Source organism: Streptomyces sp. NPDC018026 (genome assembly GCF_044327745.1).
Taxonomy (GTDB): Bacteria; Actinomycetota; Actinomycetes; order Streptomycetales; family Streptomycetaceae; genus Streptomyces; species Streptomyces rubrogriseus.
Genome location: NZ_JBIRFY010000008.1, coordinates 394,497 through 405,164, shown reverse-complemented (window position 1 = coordinate 405,164; position 10,668 = coordinate 394,497). Strand labels below are relative to the sequence as shown.

Below are 10,668 nucleotides of genomic sequence, written 5' to 3'. Positions count from 1 at the left end.
AAACGCCCGGTTACATTTCGAACCCGGAAGCTAAGCCTTACAGCGCCGATGGTACTGCAGGGGGGACCCTGTGGGAGAGTAGGACGCCGCCGAACTCCTTTTAGAGCTCCGGCTCTTGGGCATGCAGCCCGAGAGCCGGAGCTTTTTTGCGTTGAGGTAAGGTCAGTGAGCATCATTGGCTCGTTTCCCCCAGGAGGCCCCCGCGTGGAGGTCCAGGAGACCCGCGTGCAGACCGACCGGGTCCTCACCATCCCGAACATCCTCAGCATGGCGCGCCTGGCCGGCGTGCCCCTGTTCCTGTGGCTCATCCTGCGGCCCGAGTTCGGCGGCCCGCAGAGCGACGGCTGGGCGCTGTTGGTGCTGGCCCTGAGCGGGGTCAGCGACTACCTGGACGGAAAGCTCGCGCGGCGTTGGAATCAGATCAGCAGCCTCGGCCGCTTCCTGGACCCGGCGGCCGACCGGCTCTATATCCTCTCCACGCTGGTGGGTCTCACCTGGCGCGAGATTCTCCCGCTCTGGTTGACCCTTGTACTGCTTGCCAGGGAAGCGATGCTGCTGGTGATGGTGGGCATCCTCCGGCGGCACGGCTATCCTCCGCCGCAGGTGAACTTCCTGGGGAAGGCCGCCACCTTCAACCTCATGTACGCCTTCCCTCTGCTTCTGCTGAGCGACGGCAGCGGATGGATCGCGTCACTCGCCGCCGTCTTCGGATGGGCGTTCGCCGGATGGGGTACAACCCTGTACTGGTGGGCAGGTGTTCTCTACGTGGTGCAGGTCCGCCGCCTGGTTCGTGCGGACGCCGCAGCCGATTGAACTCGCTGATTGTGCGGTCCCGGTGGCCGGATGGCCCGGGCCGGAAAAGTGCGGGACCCTGGACGGGTGAAGTCGGCTAAACCGTCGTCTCTCAGAGGAGGACGCTTCCGACATGAAGGCCGTCGTGATGGCTGGAGGCGAAGGCACACGCCTTCGTCCCATGACCTCGAGCATGCCCAAGCCGCTCCTGCCGGTGGTGAACCGGCCGATCATGGAGCACGTTCTTCGGCTGCTCAAAAGGCATGGGCTCAACGAGACCGTCGTGACCGTCCAGTTCCTGGCCTCGCTGGTCAAGAACTACTTCGGTGACGGCGAGGAGCTCGGAATGGAGCTCACCTATGCCAACGAGGAGAAGCCACTCGGTACTGCCGGAAGCGTCAAGAACGCCGAGGAGGCATTGAAGGACGACGCCTTCCTCGTCATTTCCGGCGATGCCCTGACCGACTTCGACCTCACCGACCTGATCAACTTCCACAAGGAAAAGGGCTCGCTCGTCACCGTGTGTCTGACACGCGTGCCCAACCCGCTGGAATTCGGTATCACCATCGTCGACGAAGAGGGCAAGGTCGAGCGCTTCCTGGAGAAGCCGACCTGGGGCCAGGTCTTCTCGGACACCGTGAACACCGGGATCTACGTCATGGAACCCGAGGTCTTCAACTATGTCGATCCCGATGTGCCCGTGGACTGGTCCGGTGACGTCTTCCCGCAGTTGATGAAGGAAGGCAAGCCCATCTACGGCTATGTCGCCGAGGGCTATTGGGAGGATGTCGGCACCCACGAGAGCTATGTGAAGGCCCAGGCCGATGTTCTGGAACGCAAGGTCGACGTCGACATCGACGGCTTCGAGATCTCGCCCGGCGTCTGGGTGGCCGAGGGTGCGGAGGTGCATCCCGACGCGGTGCTGCGCGGGCCCCTGTACGTCGGCGACTACGCCAAGGTCGAGGCCGGCGCCGAGATCCGCGAACACACGGTCATCGGGTCCAACGTCGTCGTCAAGAGCGGCGCCTTCCTGCACAAGGCCGTGGTCGCCGACAACGTGTACGTCGGACCGCACAGCAACCTGCGGGGCTGTGTGGTCGGCAAGAACACCGACATCATGCGCGCCGCGCGGATCGAGGACGGCGCGGTCATCGGCGACGAGTGCCTGGTCGGTGAAGAATCGATCATCCAGGGCAATGTGCGGGTCTACCCGTTCAAGACCATCGAGGCCGGTGCCTTCGTCAACACCTCGGTGATCTGGGAGTCCCGCGGGCAGGCGCATCTGTTCGGTGCGCGCGGGGTCTCCGGCATCCTGAACGTGGAGATCACCCCGGAGCTGGCCGTGCGGCTGGCCGGGGCGTACGCGACGACCCTGAAGAAGGGGTCCACCGTCACCACGGCCCGTGACCACTCCCGTGGCGCGCGTGCGCTGAAGCGGGCGGTGATCTCCGCGCTGCAGGCCAGCGCCATCGACGTACGCGACCTGGAGAACGTACCGCTGCCCGTGGCGCGGCAGCAGACCGCGCGGGGCAGTGCCGGCGGGATCATGATCCGGACCACCCTGGGAGTGCCGGACTCCGTCGACATCATGTTCTTCGACGGTCAGGGCGCCGACCTGTCGCAGGGCAGCCAGCGGAAGCTGGACCGGGTGTTCGCGCGGCAGGAGTACCGGCGGGCGTTCCCGGGGGAGATCGGGGACCTGCACTTCCCGTCCAGCGTGTTCGACTCCTACACCGGGTCGCTGCTGCGCAACGTCGACATCACCGGGATCGCGGAGTCCGGGCTCAAGGTGGTCGTGGACGCCTCCAACGGCAGCGCGGGGCTGGTACTGCCGAGCCTGCTCGGGAAGCTCGGCGTGGACTCCCTGACGATCAATCCCGGTCTCGACGAGGCCAGGCCCACCGAGTCGGCGGACATGCGGCGGTCCGGTCTGGTGCGCCTCGGGGAGATCGTGGCGTCCTCGCGGGCCGCGTTCGGCGTGCGGTTCGACCCCGTCGGTGAACGGCTGTCGCTCGTCGACGAGAAGGGCCGCATCATCGAGGACGACCGGGCGCTGCTGGTGATGCTCGACCTGATCGCGGCCGAGCGGCGCAGCGGCCGGGTGGCGCTCCCGGTGACCACCACCAGGATCGCCGAACAGGTCGCCGCCTACCACGGCACGCAGGTCGAGTGGACGACCACCTCCCCGGACGACCTGACGCGGGTGGGGGGCGAGGAAGGCGCGATCTTCGGCGGAGACGGCAAGGGCGGCTTCATCGTCCCCGAGTTCAGCAGTGTGTACGACGGGACGGCGGCCTTCGTGCGGCTGATCGGGCTGGTGGCGCGCACGCAGCTCACGCTGAGCCAGATCGACGCGCGGATCCCGCGGGCCCACGTCCTCAAGCGTGATCTGGCCACTCCGTGGGCGGTCAAGGGTCTGGTGATGCGGCGGGTCGTCGAGGCGGCCGGAGACCGGTTCGTGGACACCACGGACGGGGTGCGGGTGGTCGAGACCGACGGGCGCTGGGTGATGGTCCTGCCCGACCCCGCGGAGGCGGTCACCCATCTGTGGGCCGAGGGCCCCGACGACGCCTCCGCACAGGCGCTGCTGGACGAGTGGGCCGCGGTGGTGGACAGCGCGGGCCGCTGAGAGCACACCGCACGCGCGCGTGCCGGACAAGTGTCCCCGAGGGGGCCGGTCCGGCACGCCGGTGGGGCCGTTCGGAGGTAGTGGCGGTGGCGTGCGACGATGTGCGGCATGCCGCAGCCACCCCCCGTTCGGAGCACACCCACGCGGCCCGCGCGCCCGGACGCGTCCATGTCCCTGCTCACGAACGTCATGGACCACAGCCTCGACGACGGATACGCCGAGGCCGCCGCGCGGAAGAAGGCCGACGGCAGCGGGGGCATGCCCAAGACGCTGCGGGCCAAGCTGGGACTGGCGGCCGGTCTGGTCCTCGCGGCCCTGGTCGTGACGGTCGGCGCGGCCCAGGCACGGGTCGCCGCTCCGGTCGTCGCCAAGGAGCGTGAAGAGCTGGTCGACCGCATAGAGGGGGAGACCTCGGCGGCCGACGAGCTGGAGAAGAGCGTCGACGAGCTGCGCGACGACGTGGACGCCCGCCGGCGCGAGGCGCTGGAGGAGAGCGGTGACGGCGACCGGTCCGACCTGGTGGGGATCCTGTCGGGCGCGGTGGAGGTGCACGGCCCCGGCGTGAAGCTCGTGGTGAACGACGCCAAGGACGTCGGCACGGGGGCCGACGGGCAGCCGCGCGGCACCTCCGGGTTCTCCGACACGGGACGGGTGCGGGACCGGGACATGCAGCGCGTGGTGAACGGGCTGTGGGAGTCGGGCGCCGAGGCGATCTCCATCAACGGGCAGCGGCTGACCGCGCTGTCGGCGATCAGGGCCGCCGGTGACGCGATACTGGTCGACAACAGGCCGCTGGTGCCGCCGTACACGGTGCTCGCGGTGGGGGACGGGGAGCGGCTGAGCAAGGGGTTCCAGGACAGCGCCGACGGGGTGTACCTGCATGTCCTGGAGGAGAGCTACGGCATCCGGACCGCCATCTCCGTCGCGGACGACCTCAAGCTGCCGGCCGCACCGAGTGTGATCGTACGTACAGCACAGCCGATAACCGAGAAGGGCACATCGTGATCGCCGTACTGGGCCTCGTCGTGGGAGTCGTGGCCGGATTGCTGGTCCGGCCCGAGGTGCCGGCGGCCGTGGAGCCGTATCTGCCGATCGCCGTCGTGGCGGCGCTGGACGCCGTCTTCGGCGGGCTGCGGGCCATGCTCGACGGCATCTTCGACGACAAGGTCTTCGTGGTGTCGTTCCTGTCGAACGTGGTCGTGGCCGCACTGATCGTGTTCCTCGGCGACAAGTTGGGCGTCGGAGCCCAGCTGTCCACCGGGGTCGTGGTAGTCCTCGGCATCCGTATCTTCTCCAACGCCGCGGCGATCCGACGCCACGTCTTCCGGGCGTGAGGCCGATGAGCGAGGACGAGCAGCCCGCGAACAGGCTCCGCAAGGAGCTGCCGGCGGAGGTGCCGCCGTCGCGGTCCCCGTCGGCGGACGACCCCGCGGGCGGCCCGGGGGCGGCGCAGGGGGAGCGGAACGGAGTGACCGGCAGGCAGCGGCTCCTGAAGGGGCTGTGGCCGCCGCGCCTGACGCGGGCCCAACTGATCGTCGCCCTGCTCCTGTTCGGGCTCGGCTTCGGCCTCGCGGTCCAGGTGGCGTCCAACAGCGACAGCGACAGCGCGCTGCGGGGCGCCCGCCAGGAGGATCTGGTCCGCATCCTGGATGAACTGGACGACCGTACTCAGCGTCTTGAAGACGAGAAGCAGGGCCTCGAGAAGCAGCGCGACGAGCTGGAGAACAGCTCCGACCAGGCGGAGGAGGCCCGCAAGCAGACGCTCGAGAAGGAGCGGCAACTGGGCATCCTCGCGGGCACCGTGGCCGCGCAGGGGCCCGGCATCACGGTGACCATCGAGGACACGAAGGGGACGGTCGAGGCGGACATGCTGCTCGACGCCATCCAGGAGCTGCGCGCGGCGGGTGCGGAGGCGATCCAGGTGAACGGCGTACGGGTGGTGGCCGGCACGTATTTCGCGGACGCCGACAACTCTGTCTCCGTCGACGGGAACAAGATCAACGCGCCGTATCGTTTCCAGGTCATCGGCAAGCCGCAGGACCTCGAACCGGCTCTCAACATTCCTGGAGGAGTGGTGCAGACTCTGGAGAAGGAACAGGCCACCGTTACTGTTGAGCGGTCGAGCAAGATCGTCGTGGACGCCTTGCGAGCGGCGGAGCGGCCTGACTACGCTCGGTCGTCCTCCCAGTGAACCGGCGGTGCATGGAGGGCGTCCGGCGAGGGCATGAGGTTGCGGGGGGTCGGCGCACCGATTGGGTGGTGCGTGGTGGAAACTGTCTGGTGGAGACGGACGTTGTGAAGGTGTCCGGGTCGGCCAGTGCGTTCAGTAAGGGTTCGTCCTGCCCCACGGGCGGGTCTGTTTCGGTCAAGGGGAATCGCCCGTGAAGTTGTTTGCGAAGTTGTTCGGCAAGAGCGCGCGAGAGGGCAGCGGCGACAACGCGACCGCCCGCCATCGCGCACAGCCCGACGCGGAGGGCCGGCGCCCGATGTACCGGGACCAGGTGGGTGGTCCGGGCGCGCCGTCTGTTGACCCTGCTCAGTCCGGCGGCATAGGTTTCGGCCAGCCCTCGGCCCCGGGTGCGGGTGGAGGGTTCACCCCCGACCCGTACGCGTCGAACGCCCCGGCGGGGCAGTCGCGGCAGGAGGATCCGTCCATGTCGGCCCTGGTCTGTACGAGGTGCGGCAACCGCAACGCGGAGAACAGCCGTTTCTGCTCCAACTGCGGCGCTCCGCTGCGGCCCGGCGCGGTCCCGGAGCGTGCGTCCGAGACGACCTCCACGATCTCCATCTCCGGTCTGGAGGCCTACGACGCCGAGGTCACCGGCCAGACGGCGATGCCGGCGCTCTCTCCCGAGGCGCAGGCGGCCGTGGACGCGCTGCCGCTGGGCTCCGCCCTCCTGGTCGTGCGCCGCGGTCCGAACTCGGGCAGCCGCTTCCTGCTCGACGGCGAGCTGACCACCGCCGGCCGTCACCCGCAGAGCGACATCTTCCTGGACGACGTGACGGTCTCGCGCCGGCACGTGGAGTTCCGCCGCAGCCCGGACGGGTCGTTCACGGTCGCCGACGTCGGCAGCCTGAACGGCACCTATGTCAACCGGGAGCGCATCGACCAGGTCGCCCTGTCGAACGGTGACGAGGTGCAGATCGGCAAGTACCGGCTGGTGTTCTACGCGAGCCAGCGGGGTTACTGACCCGCCCCCGGGCCTGCGCCCGGGGAACCTCCAGGGAAGGTCCATGTTTCAAACACCGAGCGGCGGTGCCGGGCAAGGCGCCGCCGCCACGGACAGTGGGCTGATGAGCATCGGCGCAGTGCTGAACGCGCTGCGTGACGAGTTCCCCGACATCACCATCTCCAAGATCCGTTTCCTGGAGTCGGAGGGCCTCGTCGAGCCGCGGCGGACCCCGGCCGGGTATCGCAAGTTCGGCGCGCACGACGTCGAGCGGCTCGGCCAGGTGCTGCGCATGCAGCGGGACCACTACCTGCCGCTCAAGGTGATCCGTGAGCACCTGGACGCCGTGGAGCGCGGCGAGGCCGTGGCGCTGCCGCGGGTCGGCCGGCAGCGGGACGGGGAGGCGGCCGCGCCCGAGCCCGCCGAGAGCCCGACGGTGGCCCGGATCGGGCGGGACGAGCTGCTGGCCACGGCCGGGATCGGCGAGCAGGAGCTGAAGGAGTGGGAGTCGTACGGGCTCCTCGCTCCGCTGCCCGACGGGGCGTACGACGCCGAGGCGGTCACCGTGGCGTCGCTGGTGGTGCAGCTGGGGCGGTTCGGGATCGAGCCGCGGCACCTGCGGGTGATGAAGGCCGCCGCCGACCGCGAGGCCGGGCTCGTGGATCAGGTGGTGGCTCCGCTGAAGCGCCACCGCAACCCGCAGACCAGGGCACACGCAGAAGCCCGCACCAAGGAGCTGGCGGGACTCGCGGTGAAGCTGCACGCGGCGCTGGTGCAGACCGCTCTGGGCGTGCGGCTGCCCTGAAACGGGCGGACCGGCGACCCGGATCGCCCACCCCGATCCCGGCCCGACTACCCAAACGTCCCGGGCACGGCCTAGGGTTGCTGTGTGAACGAGCTCGATGTCGTAGGTGTCCGGGTCGAGATGCCCTCCAACCAGCCGATCGTGCTGCTGCGCGAGGTGGGCGGCGACCGTTACCTTCCCATCTGGATCGGACCGGGGGAGGCGACGGCGATCGCCTTCGCCCAGCAGGGCATGGCTCCCGCACGGCCGCTGACCCACGACCTCTTCAAGGACGTGCTGGAAGCCGTCGGCCAGGAGCTCTCCGAAGTACGCATCACCGACCTGCGCGACGGGGTCTTCTACGCCGAGCTGGTCTTCGCGAGCGGGGTCGAGGTCAGCGCCAGGCCGTCCGACGCCATAGCGCTGGCATTGCGCACCGGTACGCCGATCTACGGCAGCGACACGGTCCTCGACGACGCCGGTATCGCCATTCCGGACGAGCAGGAGGACGAGGTGGAGAAGTTCCGCGAGTTCCTCGACCAGATCTCGCCCGAGGACTTCGGGACCAGCAATCAGTGAGACGCGGGCCCGTCCGGGCACATCCGGCTAGCCTTTCCCGGGATCGGACACGGGAAACCACTCGTAGGGTGATTATCACTCGGCGTGCCGAGTGTGGCGATCGTTGACGCACCCTTGGTGACTGCCTACCTTCGAGGAGGCAGGTCAAGGACGGAGGTCGGCGTGAGAATCAGCGGCGACGGTACGGTTGGGGGTGGCCCCGGGCACAGCCTCGGGGCAGGCGGTCCGTACCCTCCCCCGGGCTCCCGGCTTCGCGCAGGCGCGGGCCACGCCCAGCACGGTGTTGCGGCCGATCCCGGTCCGCAGCGACCGGCAGCCGTGCCGACCAGCGGAGGGGCGACGTCCATGGCGTCCGAGCAGATCGGCTACCGAGGGCCGACGGCCTGCGCGGCCGCCGGCATCACCTACCGGCAACTCGACTACTGGGCCCGCACCGGCCTCGTCGAGCCCAGCGTACGGCCCGCGCACGGTTCCGGGACGCAGCGGCTGTACAGCTTCCGCGACGTGGTCGTGCTGAAGATCGTCAAACGCTTCCTCGACACCGGTGTGTCCCTGCAGAACATCCGCACCGCCGTCCAGCACCTCGGGGAGCGCGGCTTTCGCGACCTGGAGCGGATGACGCTGATGAGCGACGGCGCCACCGTCTACGAGTGCACCTCGCCCGAGGAGGTGCACGCCCTGCTCCAGGGCGGGCAGGGCATCTTCGGGATCGCCGTCGGCGTGGTGTGGCGGGACGTGGAGAGCGCGCTGTCCCAGCTGCACGGCGAGCGGATCGACACGGGGGAGACGCTGGTCGGGCACAATCCGGCCGACGAACTGGCCCGGCGGCGGAACAACCGGGCGGTCTGACCCCGCCGCGCCCCGGAGCCGTTCGGTGAGGGCATTGTCAGTGGCGTAGGGCAGCATCGGAGATGTGAGAACCGCGCCCACGATCCTGCATCTCGACATGGACGCCTTCTTCGCCTCGGTGGAGCAGGCGTCCAAGCCGAGCCTGCGCGGGAAGGCCGTCGTGGTGGGCGGCCTCGGACCGCGCGGTGTGGTCGCCACCTGCTCGTACGAGGCGCGGGTGTTCGGGGTGCACTCCGCGATGCCGATGGGCCAGGCCCGCCGGCTCGCGCCGCACGCGGCCTACCTCGTGCCGCGCTTCGAGCTCTACCGGTCGATCAGCGAGCAGGTGATGCGGCTGCTGCGGGAGCTGTCGCCGCTGGTGGAGCCGCTGAGCCTGGACGAGGCCTTCGTGGACCTGGACGCCGGCGGGGCGGCCCGGGACGCGGAGTCGGCGCGAGTGGCCGGGGCGAAGCTGCGCACGGACATCCGCACCGTCACCGGCCTCACCGGATCCGTGGGCCTCGCCGCCTCCAAGATGCTCGCCAAGATCGCCTCGGAGGCGGCCAAGCCCGACGGACTGGTGCTCATCCCGCCGGGGACCGAGCGGGCCATGCTGGCGCCGATGACGGTGCGGACGCTGCCCGGGGTGGGACCGGCCACGGGAGACCATCTGCGGCGGGCGGGGATCACCACGGTCGGCGAGATCGCCGAGGCGGGCGAGGACGAGCTGGTGCGGCTGCTGGGCAAGGCGCACGGCCACGCGCTGTACGCCATGGCGCTGGCGCGGGACGAGCGTCCGGTGGTGGCCGAGCGGGAGACCAAGTCGGTGTCCGTGGAGGACACCTACGACGTGGACATCCACGACCGGGTGCGGGTCGGCGTCGAGGTGGCGCGGCTGGCGGAGCGCTGTGTGCGGCGGCTGCGCGCCGCCGGCCTGTCCGGGCGGACCATCGTGCTCAAGGTGCGCAGATACGACTTCTCCACGCTCACGCGCTCCGAGACCCTGCGCGGTCCCACCGACGATCCCGCGGTGGTGCGGGAGGCGGCCGCCAGACTGCTGGACTCGGTGGACACCACGGGCGGCGTGCGGCTGCTCGGGGTGGGGGTCAGCGGGCTCGCCGACTACACGCAGGAGGACCTGTTCGCGCAGGCGGCGGGGGACCGGGCGGAGGAACCGGCCGAGGAGCCCGGGACCGAGCCCGCCGAGGAGCACAGCGCCTCGCCCGCCGAGCGCCGGTGGCCGTCGGGGCACGATGTGCGGCACACGGAGCTGGGGCACGGCTGGGTCCAGGGCAGCGGTCTGGGGCGGGTCACCGTGCGCTTCGAGACGCCGTACTCGGAGGTCGGGCGGGTGCGGACCTTCCCGGTGGACGACCCGGAGCTGACACCGGCGGATCCGCTGCCGCTGGTCGCCGGCACGGAGGGCGGCGAGGGCGGTCAGCCGTCGTCGTTGCCCGTGCCGGCCAGCTTGCCGAAGTCGTGGTCGGGAGGCGGGGGAGCGGCCGATACGTCCAGCCCGTAGTGGTGGTAGAGCTGGAGTTCCTGTTCCGGCGAGAGGTGGCGGCCGACGCCGAAGTCGGGCGCCTCCTTGATCAGCCCCCGGTCGAAGGGCACCCGCAGGGTGCCGTCGACCAGCTCGCTGGGCTCCAGCGGGACGAAGGCGTCCCTGCTGAAGAGACCGGTTCGTATCGCCGCCCACTCGGGGACGCCGGTGGCATCGTCGAGGTAGACCTCGTCCACGGTGCCGATCCTGGTGCCGTCGCGGTCGAACGCCTTGCGGCCGATCAGGTTCCGCGGATCGATGTCAGTACGCACGGGGCCCTCCACTTGATCGCACCACTGGGCCGGACTGGGGTCGCACACCAGCCGCCTAATCATCCGTAAGT

Annotated in this window: 11 protein-coding genes and 1 rRNA gene; 11 read left to right on the top strand and 1 reads right to left on the bottom strand. The window is 69.9% G+C overall.

Going from position 1 to position 10,668, the window contains the following annotated elements:
• The 11 genes from rrf to ACH4D3_RS25990 form a co-directional block, all read left to right on the top strand.
• Positions 1-95, top strand: a 5S ribosomal RNA gene (gene rrf, locus ACH4D3_RS26040); the annotation flags it as partial.
• A 109-nt stretch (positions 96-204) separates the two neighbouring features.
• Entirely contained in the window at positions 205-813 is a 609-nt protein-coding gene (locus ACH4D3_RS26035) for a CDP-alcohol phosphatidyltransferase family protein (protein WP_398326372.1), read from the top strand.
• 112 nt (positions 814-925) lie between these two features.
• Entirely contained in the window at positions 926-3,421 is a 2,496-nt protein-coding gene (locus ACH4D3_RS26030) for a mannose-1-phosphate guanyltransferase (RefSeq protein WP_011027759.1), read from the top strand.
• A 168-nt stretch (positions 3,422-3,589) separates the two neighbouring features.
• Positions 3,590-4,426, top strand: coding sequence for a DUF881 domain-containing protein (locus ACH4D3_RS26025; RefSeq protein ID WP_398326369.1), 837 nt, complete (start codon positions 3,590-3,592; stop codon positions 4,424-4,426).
• Positions 4,423-4,755 carry a small basic family protein gene (locus ACH4D3_RS26020; protein WP_003977440.1) on the top strand — a complete coding sequence of 111 codons (333 nt, stop codon included), beginning with the start codon at positions 4,423-4,425 and terminating at the stop codon, positions 4,753-4,755. Before ACH4D3_RS26025 ends, ACH4D3_RS26020 begins: the two co-directional genes overlap by 4 nt.
• Before the next feature lie 5 nt (positions 4,756-4,760).
• The gene (locus ACH4D3_RS26015; protein ID WP_398326365.1) at positions 4,761-5,612 is read left to right on the top strand and encodes a DUF881 domain-containing protein; all 852 of its coding nucleotides are present in this window, start codon (positions 4,761-4,763) and stop codon (positions 5,610-5,612) included.
• A 148-nt stretch (positions 5,613-5,760) separates the two neighbouring features.
• Positions 5,761-6,612 carry an FHA domain-containing protein gene (locus ACH4D3_RS26010; RefSeq protein ID WP_238698001.1) on the top strand — a complete coding sequence of 284 codons (852 nt, stop codon included), beginning with the start codon at positions 5,761-5,763 and terminating at the stop codon, positions 6,610-6,612.
• A 43-nt stretch (positions 6,613-6,655) separates the two neighbouring features.
• Positions 6,656-7,396, top strand: a complete 741-nt coding sequence (locus tag ACH4D3_RS26005) for a MerR family transcriptional regulator (RefSeq protein ID WP_398326362.1) — start codon at positions 6,656-6,658, stop codon at positions 7,394-7,396.
• An 84-nt stretch (positions 7,397-7,480) separates the two neighbouring features.
• Complete coding sequence (locus ACH4D3_RS26000) at positions 7,481-7,954, top strand: bifunctional nuclease family protein (RefSeq protein ID WP_003977444.1); 474 nt, start codon at positions 7,481-7,483, stop codon at positions 7,952-7,954.
• Between the two features lie 162 nt (positions 7,955-8,116).
• A complete protein-coding gene (locus tag ACH4D3_RS25995) occupies positions 8,117-8,803 on the top strand; it encodes a MerR family transcriptional regulator (RefSeq protein WP_356862988.1) in 687 nt (228 codons plus the stop codon).
• A gap of 64 nt (positions 8,804-8,867) precedes the next feature.
• Positions 8,868-10,304, top strand: a complete 1,437-nt coding sequence (locus tag ACH4D3_RS25990; RefSeq protein ID WP_398326357.1) for a DNA polymerase IV — start codon at positions 8,868-8,870, stop codon at positions 10,302-10,304.
• On the opposite strand, the gene ACH4D3_RS25985 is transcribed toward ACH4D3_RS25990, so the two are convergent.
• The gene (locus ACH4D3_RS25985) at positions 10,220-10,597 is read right to left on the bottom strand and encodes a PRC-barrel domain-containing protein (protein ID WP_398326354.1); all 378 of its coding nucleotides are present in this window, start codon (positions 10,595-10,597) and stop codon (positions 10,220-10,222) included. The genes ACH4D3_RS25990 and ACH4D3_RS25985 overlap by 85 nt on opposite strands.
• Positions 10,598-10,668: the final 71 nt, after the last annotated feature.

What these genes read in the sequence shown, in the direction of transcription:
- ACH4D3_RS26025 (WP_398326369.1), top strand. Translation starts at nt 3,590, where the DNA reads ATGTCCCTGCTCACGAACGTCATGGACCACAGCCTCGACGACGGATAC.
- ACH4D3_RS26030 (WP_011027759.1), top strand. Translation starts at nt 926, where the DNA reads ATGAAGGCCGTCGTGATGGCTGGAGGCGAAGGCACACGCCTTCGTCCC.
- ACH4D3_RS26005 (WP_398326362.1), top strand. Translation starts at nt 6,656, where the DNA reads ATGTTTCAAACACCGAGCGGCGGTGCCGGGCAAGGCGCCGCCGCCACG.
- ACH4D3_RS26015 (WP_398326365.1), top strand. Translation starts at nt 4,761, where the DNA reads ATGAGCGAGGACGAGCAGCCCGCGAACAGGCTCCGCAAGGAGCTGCCG.